Annotated in this window: 15 protein-coding genes and 1 other RNA gene; 5 read left to right on the top strand and 11 right to left on the bottom strand. The window is 27.5% G+C overall.

The features are described 5' to 3' along the window. Nucleotides 1-13: 13 nt before the first annotated feature. Nucleotides 14-2629 (bottom strand): DNA polymerase I, encoded by a 2616-nt coding sequence (gene polA, locus NY022_RS04335; RefSeq protein ID WP_267523828.1) that lies wholly within the window; start codon nt 2627-2629, stop codon nt 14-16. A 115-nt stretch (nt 2630-2744) separates the two neighbouring features. Here polA and NY022_RS04330 point away from each other — a divergent pair, with 115 nt between their 5' ends. Genes NY022_RS04330 through NY022_RS04320 form a run of 3 tightly spaced genes read left to right on the top strand, consistent with a single transcriptional unit; the run spans nt 2745 to nt 5724 of the window. Next, nucleotides 2745-3671: a bile acid:sodium symporter family protein gene (locus NY022_RS04330; RefSeq protein ID WP_267523826.1), complete on the top strand. Its 927-nt coding sequence runs from the start codon at nt 2745-2747 to the stop codon at nt 3669-3671. A gap of 1 nt (nt 3672) precedes the next feature. Beyond that, nucleotides 3673-4962, top strand: a complete 1290-nt coding sequence (locus tag NY022_RS04325; protein WP_267523824.1) for an SLC13 family permease — start codon at nt 3673-3675, stop codon at nt 4960-4962. A gap of 9 nt (nt 4963-4971) precedes the next feature. Next, nucleotides 4972-5724, top strand: a complete 753-nt coding sequence (locus NY022_RS04320; RefSeq protein ID WP_214120164.1) for an amidohydrolase family protein — start codon at nt 4972-4974, stop codon at nt 5722-5724. A 35-nt stretch (nt 5725-5759) separates the two neighbouring features. On the opposite strand, the gene NY022_RS04315 is transcribed toward NY022_RS04320, so the two are convergent. Then, entirely contained in the window at nt 5760-7628 is a 1869-nt protein-coding gene (locus NY022_RS04315) for a type III restriction-modification system endonuclease (RefSeq protein ID WP_267524041.1), read from the bottom strand. 58 nt (nt 7629-7686) lie between these two features. Next, nucleotides 7687-7998: a hypothetical protein gene (locus tag NY022_RS04310; RefSeq protein WP_267523821.1), complete on the bottom strand. Its 312-nt coding sequence runs from the start codon at nt 7996-7998 to the stop codon at nt 7687-7689. A gap of 103 nt (nt 7999-8101) precedes the next feature. Between NY022_RS04310 and NY022_RS04305 the strand changes: the two genes are divergently transcribed. Continuing rightward, nucleotides 8102-9232, top strand: a complete 1131-nt coding sequence (locus NY022_RS04305) for a DNA cytosine methyltransferase (protein WP_267523819.1) — start codon at nt 8102-8104, stop codon at nt 9230-9232. Here NY022_RS04305 and NY022_RS04300 read toward each other — a convergent pair. From NY022_RS04300 to rho, 5 genes are all read right to left on the bottom strand, one after another. Further along, nucleotides 9126-9902, bottom strand: a complete 777-nt coding sequence (locus tag NY022_RS04300; protein WP_267523817.1) for a hypothetical protein — start codon at nt 9900-9902, stop codon at nt 9126-9128. The genes NY022_RS04305 and NY022_RS04300 overlap by 107 nt on opposite strands. 113 nt (nt 9903-10015) lie before the next feature. Next, a complete protein-coding gene (locus NY022_RS04295; RefSeq protein ID WP_267523815.1) occupies nt 10016-10354 on the bottom strand; it encodes a hypothetical protein in 339 nt (112 codons plus the stop codon). A 67-nt stretch (nt 10355-10421) separates the two neighbouring features. Continuing rightward, nucleotides 10422-10772, bottom strand: a transfer-messenger RNA (tmRNA) gene (gene ssrA, locus NY022_RS04290). A 269-nt stretch (nt 10773-11041) separates the two neighbouring features. Then, nucleotides 11042-12745 (bottom strand): DNA polymerase III subunit gamma/tau, encoded by a 1704-nt coding sequence (gene dnaX / locus NY022_RS04285; protein ID WP_267523813.1) that lies wholly within the window; start codon nt 12743-12745, stop codon nt 11042-11044. Then, nucleotides 12738-14057 carry a transcription termination factor Rho gene (gene rho, locus NY022_RS04280; protein ID WP_267523811.1) on the bottom strand — a complete coding sequence of 440 codons (1320 nt, stop codon included), beginning with the start codon at nt 14055-14057 and terminating at the stop codon, nt 12738-12740. Before rho ends, dnaX begins: the two co-directional genes overlap by 8 nt. Before the next feature lie 87 nt (nt 14058-14144). Here rho and NY022_RS04275 point away from each other — a divergent pair, with 87 nt between their 5' ends. After that, nucleotides 14145-16484 carry a heavy metal translocating P-type ATPase gene (locus NY022_RS04275; RefSeq protein WP_267523810.1) on the top strand — a complete coding sequence of 780 codons (2340 nt, stop codon included), beginning with the start codon at nt 14145-14147 and terminating at the stop codon, nt 16482-16484. Nucleotides 16485-16502: 18 nt separating this feature from the next. Here NY022_RS04275 and NY022_RS04270 read toward each other — a convergent pair whose 3' ends face one another. Genes NY022_RS04270 through ureC form a run of 3 tightly spaced genes read right to left on the bottom strand, consistent with a single transcriptional unit; the run spans nt 16503 to nt 19335 of the window. Continuing rightward, the gene (locus NY022_RS04270) at nt 16503-17180 is read right to left on the bottom strand and encodes an urease accessory protein UreF (RefSeq protein WP_267523808.1); all 678 of its coding nucleotides are present in this window, start codon (nt 17178-17180) and stop codon (nt 16503-16505) included. Beyond that, the gene (locus NY022_RS04265; RefSeq protein ID WP_239803350.1) at nt 17180-17620 is read right to left on the bottom strand and encodes an urease accessory protein UreE; all 441 of its coding nucleotides are present in this window, start codon (nt 17618-17620) and stop codon (nt 17180-17182) included. The genes NY022_RS04270 and NY022_RS04265 overlap by 1 nt, the downstream gene beginning before the upstream one ends. An 8-nt stretch (nt 17621-17628) precedes the next feature. Next, complete coding sequence (gene ureC / locus NY022_RS04260; RefSeq protein WP_214118758.1) at nt 17629-19335, bottom strand: urease subunit alpha; 1707 nt, start codon at nt 19333-19335, stop codon at nt 17629-17631. Nucleotides 19336-19337: the final 2 nt, after the last annotated feature.

Here is a 19337-nt window from a genome sequence, read left to right as displayed (position 1 = left end):
TTAGATTTCTAACTTATTTTAGTTCTGCTAAATTCTTACCAACACTTAAACTAGTTTTTATTTTTACTCTCAATGGGTAGGCATTTTCCATTATATTTCTTGCTATTTTACTAAATTCATTAATATATTCATCATTTACCTCAAATACTAACTCATCATGAATTTGCAATATCAATCTAGCATTATCATTTAAATAAGGTATGATTTTTATCATAGCAACTTTAATCAAATCAGCAGCTGAACCCTGTAAAATACTATTAATACATTCTCTATCGTTTGAATTATTAATACGAATATCATTAGTGTATGAAAAAAATCTTTTTCGCCTTAAAAGTGTAGTAATAAAACCAACATCTTTAGCATGTTTTCTAGTATCTTCAAAATATTGTTTAATTGTAGGGAATGATTCAAAATATTTTTTAATATACTCACTAGCATCACTATATGATATTTTTAATTCTTCACTAAGTCTTTTAGCACCCATTCCATATATTAAACCAAAATTTATACTTTTTGCATAAGCTCTTTTTATACTATCTACTTCACCAAAAATCTCACTAGCTGTTCTTGTATGTATATCTTCATCATTTAAAAAAGCTTTCAATAAATTTTCATCTTTGCTAAAATGAGCTAGCATTCTAAGTTCTATTTGAGAATAATCAAGGCTAATAAAAGAATAGCCTTTTTTTGAAACAAAAGCCTCTTTTAATGGTTTTGAATATTTACCCCTTGCAGGAATATTTTGTAAATTTGGATTATTTGAACTAAGCCTACCAGTAGATGTGCCTGTTTGTAAAAAATTTGAACGAACTACATAAATTTCTTCATCATTTTTATTAAAATCTAAAAGTGGTAAAACATAAGTGCTTAAAACCTTCATAGCATTTCTATATTCTAAAATTAAATTTGTTATAGGATGGTCTATTTTTACTAATGTCGCTTCATTTGTAGAACCCTTATTATTATCAGGTAAAGATAATTTATCATATAAAATTTCTTTTAATTGTTTTGGAGAATTTAAATTAAAATTAACTCCAGCTATATTAAAAATTTCTTTTTCTAAATCTTTTAATTCTAATTCTAAAATATCTTTCAATTTTATAAGTTTAAATTTATCTAAACAAATTCCATTATTTTCCATCTGAACTAAAACTTTTATAAATTCCATTTCATTTTTTATACATTCTTTGCGTTCATAATCTAAATTATTCATAATATATTCAAAAATAGCCTTAGTAATAAAAGCATCTTGAGCACCATATTTATAAGCTATATCAATATCTATATCACAAAATTTTTGATTTTTTTCTACAATATCATCATAATTAGTGCAAGTGTAATTTAAATATTTATCAGCTAAATAATCAAGTGAAAATTTATCACTAGGATTAAGTAGCCAAGCACATATCATACTATCCATATAAACTTTTGGATAATCTATACCATAATTTGTTTTTAGCATTTTAAAATCAAATTTCAAATTATGACCTATAATAGGATTTTTAAAAATTTCATTTATAGCTTGTATTGCTATATCCTTACTTATATTTTTTGTATTCTTATGCAAAATAGGGACATAATAGCTAATATTTTCCTTACAAAACGAAAAACCAACCACCTCATCATTATAATCTAACCCAGTAGTTTCGGTATCAAAACCAATATTAATAGAATTTAAATTTTTGACAATTTTTAATAATTCATTTTCATCATTTAATAATACACATTCATAATTTAAATTTATATCTTTATCTTTTTTGTCTGTGATTTCATCTGTATTTTTAGCAATTTTTAAAAATTTATATAATTCATATTTTTCTAAATCGTCTATTAAATTTGCAAAAAAATTATTACTAGGTTTTAATGATAGATTAAAAATATCACCTAAATCTATATCATCAACTAATTTTGCTAATTTTAATGATAATTTTGCATCTTCTCTATACTCATTTAATTTATTTTTAGCACTTTTATTGCCAATTACATTTAAATTTTTATAAATATTTTCAAGACTTTCATATTCTTTTAAAAGTTTTCTAGCAGCAACAGGACCAATACCAGGAACACCCTTAAAATTATCAGCACTATCACCAACTAATGCTAAATAATCTACCATTTGATTTGGGTTGATTCCAAATTTTTCATTACACGATGCTTGATTAATTACTTCATAATTTTTACCAACTAATTCTATAAATCCATCTTCAATTAATTGATAAAGGTCTTTATCAGTTGAATAAATACTTGTAAAAATTTCATTTTTTCTAGCTAATTTTGCGACACTTGCAATAATATCATCAGCTTCAAATTTTTCTTTTTCTATTGTCAAAAATCCAGCTTTTTTTATCATTTCTATACAAACAGGAATTTGATTTTTTAAATCTTCTTCTAAATCTTTTCTATTAGCTTTATAATCTTCTAAAAATTCTTTTCTAAACGACCCACCAGAACTATCAAGTGCAAAAATTACATAATCACACTCTATTTCTTCTTTTAATTTAAGCATAAAATTTAAAAGTCCGAAAATCATACCTATAGGAGTTTCCTCCTTATTGCTTCTTAAATTTCTCATAGCATAATATGACCTAAATAACAAATTTAAAGTATCAATAACAACAAGTTTTTTCATAATTACCACCTTTTTTATAATAATAACTAATAAAAACTAATCAAATTTAGATTAATCTTAAACAAAATAAAAGAAATCTTAAATAAAGTAACGTTTTTATTTTAAAGGAGTAATTATGAAATTTATTAGTGATTTTGTATCAAAATTTTTAGCGTTATTTGTGCTAATTGCAACTATTTTCGCCATAATATATCCTAATATTAGCAATATTATTAAGACAAGTTATGTTACCTATATTTTAGGAATTATTATGTTTGGAATGGGTCTTTGCGTTAAGGCTAGTGATTTTAAAGAAATTTTCTTAAGACCCAAAGATGTTATTTTAGGAATATTAGCTCAATTTTGTATAATGCCATTTATTGCATATCTTTTAATATATTTTTTTAAACTAGATATTGCCTTAGCTATAGGTGTTGCATTAGTTGGAGCATGTCCAGGTGGAACTAGTTCTAATGTCATTTCTTATCTTAGCAAGGCTGATGTCCCATTATCTTTAAGTATTACGAGTTGCACTACATTATTAGCACCTATAATAACTCCGTTTCTTACATATTTATTAGTAGGAAAAAGTGTTGATATAAATGCTTTTAATATGTTTATTAGCATTATAAATGTCGTTATAATTCCTATAATTTTAGGAATATTAATGCATAAATTTTTCCCAAAAATTACTAAGGCTTTAAATGATATTTTGCCACTAATTTCAACTCTTGGAATAATCGCTATCGTAATGAGTGTAGTCGGTGCTAATGCTAGTAAAATTTTAGCAAATTTAGGGATTATTTTAATAGTTGTTATATTGCATAATATTTTAGGCTATATCTTAGGGTATTTAATAGGTAAAATTTTCAAATTAAATTTAGCAAAAACAAAAACTATATCAATAGAAGTAGGAATGCAAAATTCAGGTTTAGCTACTGCCCTTGCTAGCATACATTTTGCAAATTACCCACTAGCTGCTGTTCCTGCCGCTTTATTTAGTGTATGGCATAATATTAGCGGTGGAATTTTATCAAGCTTTTATAGAAAATTAAAGGATTAATATGCTTACAAGTTTTATTATCTTAGCCATTATTTTATCAATTCTAATTGGCTATAAAACTCGCTTAAATATAGGATTTTTTGCAATTATATTTGCCTATATTATTGGTGCGTTTTTTATGGATTTAAAGCCTAAAGAAATTATTTCTTATTGGCCTGTTTCTATATTTTTTGTTATTTTTGCGGTTTCGTTATTTTATAATTTTGCAAGTGTTAATGGGACATTAGAAAAACTAGCTGCATTTTTGATTAAAAAATTTGAAAATTATCCATATTTTTTACCTTATGCTATATTTTTAGTATCGGCTTTAATTGCTGCAATGGGAGCTGGATTTTATAGTGTTTTAGCCTTTATGGCTCCAATTACTTTTTTACTCTGTGAAAAAACAGGTCTTGATAGAGTTGGTGGAGCTATGGCTATTAATTATGGTGCTTTAGGCGGGGCAAATTTCCCAACTTCTCAAAGTGGAATAATATTTCGCTCTCTTATGGAAAAATCAAGTATAAATCCTGATATTGCATTTTCTAATGCTTTTGTGATATTTTTATTTACTTTTATTTTGCCTATTTTTGTAATCAGTCTTTTTGTATTTAAAGCAAAAAAATCTAATATAAAAATAGAATTATTAAGCGAAAAAATTACTTTTAATGATAAACAAAAAACCACACTAATTTTAATGGCACTTATGATGGTTTTTGTATTAGCATTTCCTTTATTACACATTGCATTTCCTAATGAAAAAACTATAACTTTTATAAATTCTAAAATAGATATAGGATTAATAGCTATTGTTTTTGTAGCTATATCATTGCTTTTAAAATTAGGAGATGAAAAGCAAGTTATAGCACTTATTCCTTGGGGGACTTTGATTATGATTTGCGGAGTTGGGATACTTGTTAGCATTGCTACTAAAGCAGGTGTGATTAATCAATTATCAGGCTTTGTAGAAAGCAATGTGCCAAAAATAATTGTCCCTATTATGATGATGATAATTGCAGCTATTATGTCGCTATTTTCTAGCACTTTAGGAGTGGTTACTCCTGCACTTTTCCCACTTGTGCCTACATTAAGCAATGCAAGTGGTTTTAGTGAAGTTGTGTTATTTACTTGCATAGTAATTGGAGCACAAGCTAGTGCTATTTCTCCATTTAGCTCTGGGGGTTCATTGGTTTTAGGAGCGATTGCAAACGAGCATAAGGATAGTTTATTTAAAGGCTTACTTGTAAGAGCAATTCCTATAGGTTTTATAGCAGCATTAATTGCTGGAATTATTGTTATGAATATTTTTTAAGGAAAGGTTATGTATATAGATACTCACGCTCACATTTTTAGAGCAAATATAAGTTCGGCTAATGTAGTTAGATATGTGCCAAATTATGATGCAAGTTGCGAACAATATTTGGCTAATTTAAAGGAATTTAATTTTTCTTATGGTGTTTTAGTTCAGCCTAGTTTTTTAGGTTTTGATAATTCATATTTATTACAAGCTTTAAAAGAGCATTCTAATTTAAGGGGAATTGTGGTAATTGACCCTAATAATATTAGTGATTTAAAAGAAAAAAATGTCTGTGGATTAAGGCTTAATCTAATAGGAAAAGATAAGCCTAATTTTGATGATTATAAAGAAGCTTTAGAGTATATTAAAGAATTTAATCTTCACATAGAATTACATAAAGAATTAGATAAATTATTATTTATCATTGATGATTTAGCCAAATATAATGTAAAAATTATGATTGATCATCTTGCAAGACCTAATAAAGATACTTTTAAATTATTAGATGAGTTTAATAATTATAAAAATTTAGATATTAATTTTAAAGTAAGTGGTTTTTATAGATTAGATGAAGATTTAGCGTTTAGTAAAGATGTATTTGATAAATTAAGCGATATTTTTGATATAAAACGCTTTGTTTATGGGAGTGATTGGCCGCATACTAATTACGAAAGCAAAATAAATTATCAAAAAGCTTTAGATGATTTTTTAAAAGTTACTAATGATAAAGCTAAAATTATATTACAAGATAATGCTAAAGAGCTTTTCTTTATATAATAGCCCTATTTCTAGGGCTTAAATAATTATAAATATCAAATCTTTTTAATTACCTTATTTATAATTTCTTCTAATTTATCATTATTAAATTGTTTTTCAAAAGTAATATTTATACCTTTAAAAAGACTTTCTGCGTTAGTAATTTTCGCATTTTCATCACTTCTTAGATTGATTTTACTATCTACGCCTTTACTTTCAAGCACAAAATAATGGATATTTTCTTTATCATCTTTTAATACATAAGCAAAATCAGGTGAATAACTAAATCCACCCACTACAGGGATTTTTAATGAGTTTTTAGGTATTTTCATAAAGACTTGTATGTTTTTTATATCTTCTTTTATTATCTCTTGCTCAATTTTACTATCATAAAAAATCTGCTCGTATAAAAAGGTATTATTTGCTAATTCATCTCCGCCTAAAACACCTATATCACTAGCATTTATTTCATTTAATATTTCACCTTTTTCATTAGTGATTTTGGTAGGATGAATGTGGTGTGAAAACTCTTCGTAAGATATGCTAAAAAGCCTATTAGAATTACTTAAAAGATAAAAATTAAATTCCTTACAAATAGCATTCAAACTAGGCTCATTTAAATAATCATTTATGTTAAATAAACCATCTTTCATTAACTCATAAAAGGCTTTATGTAAAGTGTTTAGATTAAGACCTAATTTTGTGCTAAGTCCTAGCAAAAACTCTCCATAATTTAGAGTTTTTATATTTATTTTATTATTTAAAATATCTTTTTGGCTTTTTAATTGATTATTATTTACGCTTAATTGTGTAATTTTTATATAACTTGAATTATCTTTTGCTTTAAATTCTTTTAAAAACTCTTTAAAATTAGCTAAAAACACATTTTCAATGGCATCGTATTTTAAAAATACTTTTTTGTTTATTTCTTCCCATAAAGCCTTGATTTGTGGATATAAATTAGTTTTGATTTTTACTTTATTTTCTAATTCATTAGAGTTTTTAATCTTACCTTTTTTAATGTTATTTTTGCTAAATGCTTTTGGATATTTTGCTTTTAAAATATCTACATTTATTATCTTACTTCGCTTGTTTATAGCACCGCATTCTAAAAGCTCATCATAAATCAAATCTTCATCTAAATCATATTCACTTAAAATTATTTTATAAATTTTCTCATCTAATAAATCATCTATTTTTATATCAAAACACTCATCACTTATCTCAATTTCGTTTATAAGTTTTTGAGTAAAATCACTCTCACTAGCATCTACGAAATAATTTAAATAATGCTCTTTATTAGTAATTCTATTGCCGTATTCATCAACAGGAAGCCTAAGCCCACGCCCAACTTCTTGAAGCTTACTTATCTCACTTCCGCTACTTCTAAGTTTGCAAATATTAAATACATTTGGATTATCCCAACCTTCTTTAAGCGTCCATTTTGAAAATATAAATCTTCTAGTATTATTAAGACTAAGTAGGCTCATTTTATCGTGCAAAATCTCATTGATTTCTTGCTCTATTTTATCATCTTTATCACTATTATCTTTTGAAAAATAACCGCCGTGAGTAAGGCTAATATCGTTTAAAGATTTTTGTAAATATTCTTTATAAAATCCTGTGCTAAGCTTTAATTCTTCTTCTAGTTTGCTTTTTAATGCCTTTTCAAAATATTCTTTTAGCCTTGCGTTTTCTCCACGATAAGAATTTATATCATCTATAAAAAATAAGCTTAAAGGCTTTAATTTTATCTTTTGATTTAAAAATTCTCGCTCTAACTTAAAATGCTCATCTAAACAAGCATTTATCATTTGCTTAGCTAAATCATCATTAAAGCTAAAAGGATTAAATTTGTTATCTTTAATTAGCTCTACGCCATTTGATAATAGCACTTTTTGCTTGTTTAAATCTTGCACGAAAATATCTAAAAAATCATAAAAACAAGTGAAATTTTGCCCATATCAAGACTAAATCTATAGATTAAATAGTTTTATCATCTATGTTTTTAATAGTCAACAATTTATTTTTAAGTTCCTGTAATATTTTAGGAGTTCCATATGTTTTTAATAATAAAACAATTTCATCAATCTCTATAGAATGTGTCATATTAACTGCATTTTCTCTTTTTTGTAAAAGAAGTTCTATATAATTTAACCAAGAATTTGGAATTTTATTGCGTTTAACCCAACTATCAATGTTGTGTTTGTTGGTTTTTAAAAACTTTGACAATTCTAAATCATTGCTAATGTTGTATACCTTTTTTACTTCATTTAATTTATTTCTAGCACTCATTAAGACACCTGTACTAATTAATTTATAATTTATAGTATAAATTTACTATTTTTTAAGTTTTTTAATTTATAATATCACAATATTATTTATCATAGGATTAAGAATGCAACAAATAACAGTAGTAGAATTATTTTCTGGTATTGGTGGGTTAAGCTATGGTTTTGCGAAGAATAATAAATTTAAAATACTGTTAGCTAACGATATAGAATTAGATATGGTTAAAGCATATAAGTTAAATCACCCAAAAATAAATACACTACAAGCAGATATTAAAAATTTAAATAAAGATGTATTCAAAAATTATTTTGATTGCAATGTTGATGTAATTATAGGTGGTCCTCCTTGTCAAAGCTATTCAACATTGGGAAAAAGACAAAATGATGATAGAGCTAAATTATTTTTAGAATATGCAAGAGTTATTAACATATTAAAACCTAAACTGTTTATGTTTGAAAATGTTTGTGGAGTTTTAAGCATGGACAATGGTAATGTGTTTAACAATATTAAAACAACTTTTCAAGAATTAGGGTATAAGCTTTCTTATAAAATTTTAAATGCAGTAAATTTTGGAGTTCCACAAAATAGAGAAAGGGTTATCTTGGTAGGAGTAAAAAACAACATAAACTTCAATTTTCCAACCGAAACACACGGTAAAGACAATAATAAAAAAATTGTAACCTTAGCGGAGGCAATTGGAGATTTAGAACAGATTAAAAGTGGCGAAACTGGATTAAAATTTATTAAAAAAGCAGATAATGAATTTTTAAATTTTGTTAGAACCACAAATGTTTTAACTGAGCATAAAAGCCCGTTAAATAATAAAAAACTTATAGAAATCATGCAAACACTTAAAGATGGAGAAGATAAAAATTCATTACCAGAACATTTAAAACCTAGTAGCGGATATAATAATACATACGCTAAATTGTGGTGGGATAAACCTTCAACTACAATTACTAGAAATTTTGCATGTCCATCATCGTCAAGATGTATTCACCCTAGGGATTCAAGGGCTTTAAGCATTAGAGAAGGTGCAAGATTACAAAGCTTTCCAGACGATTATAAATTTTATGGATCAGATGGGACAAAACGACTTCAAATAGGAAATGCGGTCCCACCATTATTGTCTATTGCCCTAGCTCGTGAAGTTGAAAAAGCTTTTCAATTTTATCATACTTATGATGAAACTGAATTGAATTTTGATGCCATTGAACAAAACCAAAAGGTAGATTAATCGTACTGCCTTTTCTTATACTATAAGATATAAGCTCTTTATGCTCTTCTGATTTTTTACATATATCTTCAATGCTAAATATTTTATCAATGTTTTTATTATCAACAAAATTTATATACCATAGATATTCAGCCCAAGTATTTTTATCCAAACTTAACCCAGTAGAAAATACAAATTTTGTTATTGCATAAATATTTGTTTTAAACCATAGAAGTAAATCATTATAAAGCTTTGTATTAAAATTTTTTAATGTATCACCTAGCAATCTAGATTTTCTAAATTCGTATGATTTATTCACACCATGCTTGTCTATAATATTATCAATATCATCGTAGCTACCCCAATACAAGTTGATAGCAAGTTTAATATCGTCGTTTATTTTGCCAATTTTATTCTCCATTCCGTTTATAAAATTATTAGGTGTAATTAAATAAACCTGCCCTCCAAGGCTCTTTTTTATGGAAATATTTACTATTTTATCATTACTGCAAAAACCTAATTGTAATTTTAAATCGGTTTTAGATTTGGTTTTAGATTCTAAAATGCTATCTATATTTTTTTCTGATAGACCTGTAAATTCAATTTCTGACTTAACGATATATCCTAACAAACCCAATCTTTGCAATAAATTATTTCTAAAATTTTCATTATTACTAATTTCAAAAGCCACTAATTATTCATTGCTATGACCGCTTTTCTTGGCATGTTGCCATCCTTGACTTCTATTTCTTTGCATTATTTCTCCTTTAACTATTAAAATAAGAAATAATATTTTAAATATTATTAGCAAATAAAATAATAATTTTTATAATAGCTATTTTGTAAGTGTTTTAAGACTTCTAAATTATCGCCTTTTATGAGTAGATTTTGTTTTAGATTTTCATTAAATGTGCCGTTTTGTTTAAGGTAGCTTGATGGTTTTAGATTTGCTAGATATTTTGCGTGTTTTTTGCCTAAAAAATTTAAACTATAACTCTCATTTGTAAAATCCCCCCCCCCGTTAGCAACTATTTCGCTTTGGAATTTTTCTAAATTAAATTTTCCATCTTTATCAAAACATTCAGCAAAATGCTCTTTTAATATATCTAATTTACTTTTGCAATCCTTATGTAAAAGCTCCATTTTCTCTCCTAAATATTTAAAAATATATTTATATTATTTAATAATTATTAATAGAAGTAATAAAGTCTGGTGGAGTTGTGGAGATTTGAACTCCAGTCCAAAACTAGCTCAAAACCAGCGTCTACATGCTTAGTAGGCTGCTTAAATTCATTTTTACCAAGTGCAGCTTACGACTTTAGTAAAAACTAAGGCTTTTATTTTATTTAAAGTCTAGCCAAAACTTTAAACTAGCTTGAATGATGACCCGCTAATGCTATTACAAGCTTTAAGCATCGCAGGGCTCAACTGAGCTTACGCAGCGTAAGCGTAAGCAGGAGCTAATTCTTTTTTGTTTGCGTTTAATTTTAATTTAGCGTTTAACGTAGCAACACGGCATGCAACTAATCCCTTACTAATCCTGTCGAAACCAATCAACCCCAGTAAGCAAATGGTGATTATAACAAAATAAAATTACTTTTCAAGGTTTTATCTCGCTTAAAGGTCCTAAAATTTCTTCAATAATTTTTATTTTATTTTTTAATTCCTTTTCTTCTTCACTTAATTGTACATCACTAAATTCTAAATTTATTATCTTATCATCGCTATTAACTTCATCTTTTAATACAAATTTCTTTACTACATTAACACCTAATTCTCTGGCTATTGTATATTCTTGCTCTCTTATAAATTCTTTGTGAGAATTATTAATTAAAGTTTTTTTTTACTATCTTCGTTTATGTTAATGATTTTTGATTTATCAATTTTGTAATAATTTTGACATTCTTTTAAAAATTTTAAAATATTATTTCTTAAAATTCCTTTTCTTTGTTCATCAACTGGTGGATTAACATACAAACACAATATATCATCTTCAATTTTAATAAAACAAATACTTTCAATTAACAAATCTTGTAAATAACCATCGTATTTTTCCATAACTTCATCAGGTATATCTAATTCATCGTTATAATCGTTTGTATTAGCTAAGTCGTCTAAATAATCATCGCTTTGATACTCAGGATATCTTATTTCATTTTCTACACTTTGATAATTTATATTATTTTTAACACTTATTTCATTAGAACTATCAACTTTTTTTACTTCATCATTTTTTACAATATCAGTCTTAATTACTAACTTAGCATCGTTAAATATATTAGTAAATATCGGTTTTATAACTGATGAATAAAAAGTCCTAAAATGTTGTTTCTCATCTTCATTTTCAGGATTTACCTTAATACAATATTCATTACCATCAAAACTAACAAATGATGCTCTATTTTTTAAAATTTCACCTAATTTATAATCACGTTTAGCAACACTATTTACAAAATTATTAAAGTCTTTTTCATTATCATTCACTTCATTTAATTCATCTATTTTTTCATCAATGCTTTTTAAATTTACAGCCTCTTTTAGCATAAACGACATAACGCATAATATAAAATCATCATCATCGCTAATTTTTGCCATATTTTTTGCTTTTGCTAAAATATGAAAAAATCTATCATATAAAAGTAATGAAAAATTATTATTTTTACTATAAAAACAATCTTTTAAGTAAGCACTCATTTCATCTAAAATAGTTTCTATCTCATAAGATTTAGCAAGTTCTAAAAATTTAAATATACCACTTTCATCTGAATTTAAAATACTATTAAAAAAATTTCTAATAATATTTACATCTATTAATCCTAACATTAAAGCAATGCTTTCTTTGCTAAGTCTTTTTTGAGAATAAATTATGCCTTGCTCTAATAAAGTAAGACTATCACGCATAGAGCCACCACCACTTCTTGCGATTAAATTTAAGGCTTCTTTTTCATAAGGAATTTGTTCATTTGTTAATATAAATTCCATTCTACTTACTATATCTTGTAAAGGAATTTTTTTAAATCTAAAATGTAAAACCCTACTTAAAATAGTAGCTGGTAATTTATTAGGGTCTGTTGTTGCTAAAATAAATTTAACATGACTAGGTGGTTCTTCAAGTGTTTTTAAAAGTGCATTAAAGGCTTCACGAGTAAGCATATGCACTTCATCAATTATAAAAATCTTAAATCTTGAATGAAGTGGTGCATATTTTGTATTTTCTATTAAATCTTGAATACTATCAATACCACGATTACTAGCCGCATCAAGCTCATAAATATCTATTCCATCATTACTAACGCAACTAGCACACATTCCGCAAGGTTTTGAGCTAATCCCACGCTCACAATTTAGTGCTTTTGCTAATATCCTAGCAGAGCTAGTCTTTCCACTCCCGCGAAGACCAGAAAAAAGATAAGCATTAGCTATGTTTTTACTATCTAGTGCATATTTTAAACTCTTACTAACAGCACTTTGTCCTACTAAATCATCGTAATTTTTTGGACGATATTTAAGTGATAAATTTTGCATATTATTCATTTAATCCTGACAATAATTCTTCATTATTTTGAGTTTTTAGCATTTTTGCATATAAAAATTTAAGCGCTTCTACATCTTCCATAGAATTCATAGCTGAGCGAATTGCCCAAATCTTAGGTAAGTTAATTGGCCCTTGCAATAATTCTTCTTTTCTCGTTCCACTCTTTGTAATATTTATAGCTGGATATATTCTTCTATCTGAAATATTTCTATCAAGAACGATTTCGCTATTTCCTGTTCCTTTAAATTCTTCAAAAATCACATCATCCATTCTTGAACCCGTATCAATTAAAGCAGTTGCAACTATTGTTAAGCTTCCACCATGCTCAATATTTCTAGCAGCTCCAAAAAATCTTTTTGGCTTATGAAGTGCATTTGCATCAACACCACCACTTAAAACCTTACCACTACTAGGAGTTGCAGTATTATAAGCACGAGCAAGTCTTGTGATACTATCAAGTAAGATTATTACATCTTTACCCATTTCTACTAAACGCTTAGCTTTTTCAATCACAAGTTCAGCCACACGCACATGATTTAATGCAGGTTGATCAAATGTAGAGCTAAAAACTTCACCTTTTACACATCTTTGCATATCAGTTACTTCTTCAGGTCGCTCATCAATTAAAAGCACTATTAGTTGGCTTTCAGGATGATTTTTAGCAATTGCAGTTGCTAATTCTTTCATTAATTCAGTTTTTCCTGTTCTAGGAGGTGCTACTATTAATCCACGCTGACCTTTTCCAATAGGTGTGAATAAATCAAGCACCCTACCCGTTAGCTTTAAAGGGTCGTATTCAAGTTGTAATTTTTCTGTTGGAAAAATTGGAGTTAAGTTATCAAATAAAGCTCTTTTTCTAGCTTCTGCTAAAGGTAAATAATTAATCGCTTCGATTTTCAAAAGTGCATAATATTTTTCTTGTTCTCTTGGCTCTCTTACTTGACCCGTTACAATATCACCTACCCTTAAAGCAAATTTTTTAATCTGTGAGTTACTAACATAAGCATCATTTACACTATCACTTAAATTTGCATCCATAGCTCTTAAAAAGCCATAACCTTCTTGGTTAATCTCTAAAATACCTGTAAAGAGTATAAAACCACCTTTTTTTGTTTGAGCTTTTAAAATTTCAAACATTAACTCTTGACGACGAAATTCTCTAGGATTTTCAACATCAGCCTCATAAGCTATTTCAATTAACTTTTCTAAAGGTAATAATTTTAATTCTTCTATTTTGTATCCATCTACTGGGATATGTTTTTTTTGATTTTTTTTCTCTGGTTTAGTTTCAACCTGTGTATCTTTATCCATTGATTTCCTTATTGTAAAAAAACGAAGTATTAAAAATTATTGTATAAATTAAAGATAAAATTGTCAATAAAATTAAAGGAATTTATATTGAAATGTTCTCATTGTAAAATAGATTTTGATAAAAATAGTATGATTTTTCAAGGCAATAACGCATTTTGCTGTAATGGTTGTAAAAATGTTTTTAATCTCATAAATGAAAATAATTTAGAAGATTTTTACAAAAATGCTTCAAATTTATCTAAAATTAATGAGCAAATTTCTTATGATGAGAACTCTTTTTTCATAGAAAAAGAAAATAATTATGAAAAAATTTTAATTTTAATAGATAATTTACATTGCGCAGCTTGTGTATGGCTTATTGAAAAAATGCTGCTTAAAAATGAAGGCGTATTAGAAATTAATATAAATTATCAAACAAAAAGAGCAAGTATAGAATATAATCCTAATAAAACTAAAGCAAAAGATATATTAAATATAATAATATCTCTAGGCTATATCCCACTAGCTTACAATCCAAATACAACAATGAAAGCTAAAAGAACTCATATTGAGTTTTATTCAAAACTAATTGTAGCAATTGCTTGTGTTATGAATATTATGTGGCTTAGTATCGCAAGATATGCTGGGTATTTTTCTAGTATGGAGCAAAGCGTTCAAGATATTATTAATTTTGCTGAATTTGTTTTATGCACTCCTGTGCTTTTTTATAGTGCTTCATCTATGTTTAAGAGCGCAATTTCTGCTTTAAAAAATAAGATTTTAAATATGGATTGTCTAGTTACTTTTGGGGCTAGTTTAGTTTATATTTATAGTATTTATGCTATGTTTGCAAGACTTTCTTATGTGTATTTTGATAGCGTAGCTATGATAATTTGCTTTGTTTTTATAGGTAGATTTTTAGAACAATTATCATATAAACAAGCTTTAGAAAATATTGATTTTTTAAGTGATTTATTAAACGCTAGTGTAAATATTGTTAAAAATGACAAAATAGAAAAAATAAGCGTTACTAAAATAAAAAAAGATGATGTAATTAGAGTATTTTTAGGAGATAAAATCTTAATAGATGGCACTTGTAAAAGCTTACAAGCTAGATTAAATCTAAGTGCTATTACAGGTGAGAGCGAATTAGTTGATATTAAGCAAGGAGATTTTATAAAAAGCGCTAGTGTGGTTGAATGTGCTAGTTTTGATTACATAGCAAATTGCACTTTTCAAGATAGCTATATTAATAAACTTGCAAAATTACTAAATAAAACTAAAAAATCAAACCTAGAAAAACTAACTGATAAAATTGGTGTTTATTTTTGTTATGCGATTTTTAGCATTGCGTTTTTGTGCTTTTTATATAATATGAGCGATATTCAAGAAGCAATTATTAGAAGCGTTAGTTTATTAATTATTGCTTGTCCTTGCGCTCTTGCACTTAGCGCTCCTGTTGGAAATCTTTTGTGCTTACACGAAGCTTTAAAGCTTAAAGTATTATTTAAAAACTCAAATTATATTGAAAATCTTAGTAAAATTGACATAGCTGTATTTGATAAAACTGGGGTTTTAACAAAATCAAAATTAGAATTATTAAGCCAAATAAATCTAAATAATTATGAAAAAAGCATTTTAAAAGCAATTTTAGATAAAAATAATCACTTCATAGCAAGTTCGTTAAATGAATATATAAAAGATACTAAACCTAGTTTAAAAGACTTTAAGCTCACGCAATTAAGCGGCTTAGGAGTGATTGCGGAATTTGAAAATGATAAATACTATCTAGGCTCTGCAAAATTATTAAATAATCATAATATTAATGCAAATTCTAAAAACGAAACTGAAATGTTTTTTGCTAAAAATGATGAGATTTTAGAGCATTTTGTATTTTCTAATCAATTAAATGATGATGCTTTAGAGCTAATAAATTATTTTAAAAAGCAAAATATAAAAGTAATAATGCTATCAGGAGATAAGCAAAAGCCTTGCGAAAAAATAGCAAAAGAACTACAAATTGATGATTTATATAGTGAATGCTTGCCCGAAGATAAGCTTAAAATAATTCAAAACCTTAGTAAAAATAATAAAGTCTTAATGGTAGGTGATGGCATAAATGACGCACTAGCTTTAAAATTAGCATTAGTATCAATTAGCTTTAAAAACGCTACTAATTTAGCCCTTAATTCAAGTGATATAATTATGCTTGATAATAAATTAATAGGCATTAAAAACTCTCATTTATTAGCAAAAAGAACTTATAGACTAATAAAAACAAACCTAGCATTAAGCTTTTTATACAATATAGTTAGCATTCCACTAGCTTTTATGGGGCTTATAAATCCATTAATTGCTAGCATTTTTATGTCGCTTAGCTCAATTTGTGTGATACTTAATTCTATAAGAATTAAAAATTATGCTAAAAAAATAAAGAATTTAAAATAAGATTTAAATTCTTTAATACTAACTCATAAATAATCTAAAATCTAATCTTTCGTGCGATAACATAGCTATATCAAGTTCATAATGAGTACTAAACAACATCTTAGTATTTTCCAAACTAACAAAGCCATCTTTTAAAATATTACTTGCTAAATAAAATGATTTATCAGCAGAGCGTTTAGCTAAATCTAAATTAATATGTAATAACTCGCTTGATTTTTTATAAGATAATGGTATAGCACGAGTTGCATTTTGAGTTAGTGTTTTTATACTTGAATATGCGTATTCAACAGCCATATTTTGCCCCAAAACACTAAAAGCAATAGCAGGATTGCAAAATTCATCGTTCTCACAAGCCTTATAATACCAACTTGCATATTCATCGTGCATAAATTCTGTATTTTTTAAAGTAGCTCTTGCCATACTAATACCTGCAGCCTTGTATTCAGCACTAGCCATTGATGAATTAGCTACTTTTGCTAATTTTAATAAACTTAATTTTTTACCCTTTAAACCACAAGCAATAGCATAAATAGCACCATCGCTAGTAGCAAATACATCTAGCATATAACTTTCTAACCATTTTTGAAAGCTTGAAGCGTCTTTTACAACGCCCCAAGAAATATAGCTTTCTAAACCAAAACTATGCGAATAAGCACCATTTGCAAAGGCACTATCAAATAAAAACTGCCCTAACATTAGTGATGATGACTCGCGTGTTTTAAAGCATGACGCAAAACTTTTTGCGTTTTTTCATAGCTTACTTGATTTTCTTCTAGCCACTCAATTATTAAATAATCATCTTCAACTATCATAAAACCATCTTCAAAAACAGCAGGCATATGTCTATTGCCTATTGAATGAGCTACAAAACCCATTTGCATCATATCTTTTGGCTTAATCAAAATTACACTCTGTGGCAAACATTCTATTACAAAAACTCTCTTATCATCTTCGCCTAAAATATCGCCATTATGAAAATGACCATTATCTAGGCTTATGCCAATTTCTACTCCACTATCACTTGTTAAGCGAAGTATGTGTTTTAATCTATCATCAGGCGAAACTTTTACATTATCTATCATTTTGCCTTTAGTATCATAATCTTTTATATTGCCTAGTATGGTTTTTACTATCATTTTTTCTCCTAAAATAAATAATATCTTTGAGTTAGTGGTAATTCTGTAGCTGGTTCGCTATATGCAACTTCTCCATCAACCGTTACTACATAAGTTTGTGGGTCAACTTCAATTTTTGGAGTTGCATTGTTTAATTTCATATCAGATTTTTTAGCACTAGCTGCACCTTGTATTGGTAATACTTGTTTTTTAATTCCGTATTCTTTAGCAACATTTGCATCTACTGCCATTTTGCACATAAAACTATAGCAAGTTTCGTGTAATGCAACACCTAAAGCACCAAACATTTTTCTATGCATTACTGGTTGTGGAGTTGGAATTGATGCGTTGCTATCTCCCATTACTGAATGTAAGCAAAATCCACCTTTAATTATTAATTTAGGTTTAGTTCCAAATGATTTTGGATCCCATAATACTAAATCAGCGATTTTACCAACTTCAACACTACCTACATAAGTAGAAATTCCTGCTGCTATTGCTGGATTTATTGTATATTTTGCAATATATCTTTTAATACGCTCATTATCAGAATATTCACTATCATTACCTAATGCTCCACGCTGGATTTTCATCTTATGAGCTGTTTGCCAAGTTCTACTTACAACTTCACCAATTCTTCCCATAGCTTGAGAATCACTACTCATAATTGAGATTACACCCATATCGTGTAATACATCTTCAGCACCGATTGTTTCTTTTCTAATTCTACTATCAGCAAAAGCAACATCTTCTTTAACATTTTTACTTAAGTGATGGCAAACCATTAACATATCTAAATGCTCTTCAATAGTATTAACCGTAAATGGCATTGTTGGGTTTGTTGAAGCTGGTAAAATATTTGGCTCGCCTGCTAATTTAATAATATCAGGAGCATGACCGCCACCAGCACCTTCTGTATGGAATGTATGAATAGTTCTACCATTAATTGCTGCTTTTGTATCTTCTACACAACCATATTCATTTAATGTATCTGTGTGAATACCTACTGATACATCAGCAATCTCTGCAGCTTTTAATGCGTTATCAATAGCACTTTTTGTAGTTCCCCAGTCTTCGTGAATTTTAAGTCCTGCTGCACCTGCACGAAGTTGTTCTAAATTCACTTCTACATTAGAACCATGACCTTTAGCATAAAGACCTATATTAATAGGTAAATCATCAGTGCCTTGAAGCATTCTTTTTATATTAAATATACCAGGGGTGCAAGTTGTAGCCTTAGAACCATCGTTTGGACCTGTTCCACCACCAAATAAAGTAGTAATACCATTGCTTAAAGCTTCATCAACTTGTTCAGGATTTATAAAATGTATATGAGTATCAATCCCACCTGCTGTAACTATAAGACCTTCTCCTGCAAGTGCTTCAGTGCCAACTCCAGTTACAAAGTCAATATCATCAGTAATATCAGGGTTTCCACCTTTACCAATTGCGTGGATTTTCCCATTTTTAATACCTATATCTGCTTTATAAATACCTGTATAATCAATTATAAGTGCATTTGTAATTACTAAATCAACTACATCTTTATCTAAAAATCTTGAGTTTTGACCCATACCATCACGAAGAGTTTTTCCACCACCGAATTTGCACTCTTCGCCATATTTTGTATAGTCTTTTTCAACTCTAGCAAAAAGATTTGTATCAGCTAATCTTATACTATCACCAGTAGTTGGTCCAAAATGAGATGCGTATTCTGCTCTAGTTATTTTAAACATTA

Origin of the sequence: Campylobacter sp. MG1 (assembly GCF_026616895.1) — a bacterium.
GTDB lineage: Bacteria > Campylobacterota > Campylobacteria > Campylobacterales > Campylobacteraceae > Campylobacter_E.
Note: the sequence above shows the minus strand (reverse complement) of the source record. Positions and strands in the feature narration are given on the sequence as shown.

What these genes read in the sequence shown, in the direction of transcription:
- polA (WP_267523828.1), bottom strand. Translation starts at nt 2,629, where the DNA reads ATGAAAAAACTTGTTGTTATTGATACTTTAAATTTGTTATTTAGGTCA.
- NY022_RS04330 (WP_267523826.1), top strand. Translation starts at nt 2,745, where the DNA reads ATGAAATTTATTAGTGATTTTGTATCAAAATTTTTAGCGTTATTTGTG.
- NY022_RS04325 (WP_267523824.1), top strand. Translation starts at nt 3,673, where the DNA reads ATGCTTACAAGTTTTATTATCTTAGCCATTATTTTATCAATTCTAATT.
- NY022_RS04320 (WP_214120164.1), top strand. Translation starts at nt 4,972, where the DNA reads ATGTATATAGATACTCACGCTCACATTTTTAGAGCAAATATAAGTTCG.
- NY022_RS04310 (WP_267523821.1), bottom strand. Translation starts at nt 7,998, where the DNA reads ATGAGTGCTAGAAATAAATTAAATGAAGTAAAAAAGGTATACAACATT.
- NY022_RS04305 (WP_267523819.1), top strand. Translation starts at nt 8,102, where the DNA reads ATGCAACAAATAACAGTAGTAGAATTATTTTCTGGTATTGGTGGGTTA.
- NY022_RS04295 (WP_267523815.1), bottom strand. Translation starts at nt 10,354, where the DNA reads ATGGAGCTTTTACATAAGGATTGCAAAAGTAAATTAGATATATTAAAA.
- dnaX (WP_267523813.1), bottom strand. Translation starts at nt 12,745, where the DNA reads ATGAATAATATGCAAAATTTATCACTTAAATATCGTCCAAAAAATTAC.
- rho (WP_267523811.1), bottom strand. Translation starts at nt 14,057, where the DNA reads ATGGATAAAGATACACAGGTTGAAACTAAACCAGAGAAAAAAAATCAA.
- NY022_RS04270 (WP_267523808.1), bottom strand. Translation starts at nt 17,180, where the DNA reads ATGTTAGGGCAGTTTTTATTTGATAGTGCCTTTGCAAATGGTGCTTAT.
- NY022_RS04265 (WP_239803350.1), bottom strand. Translation starts at nt 17,620, where the DNA reads ATGATAGTAAAAACCATACTAGGCAATATAAAAGATTATGATACTAAA.
- ureC (WP_214118758.1), bottom strand. Translation starts at nt 19,335, where the DNA reads ATGTTTAAAATAACTAGAGCAGAATACGCATCTCATTTTGGACCAACT.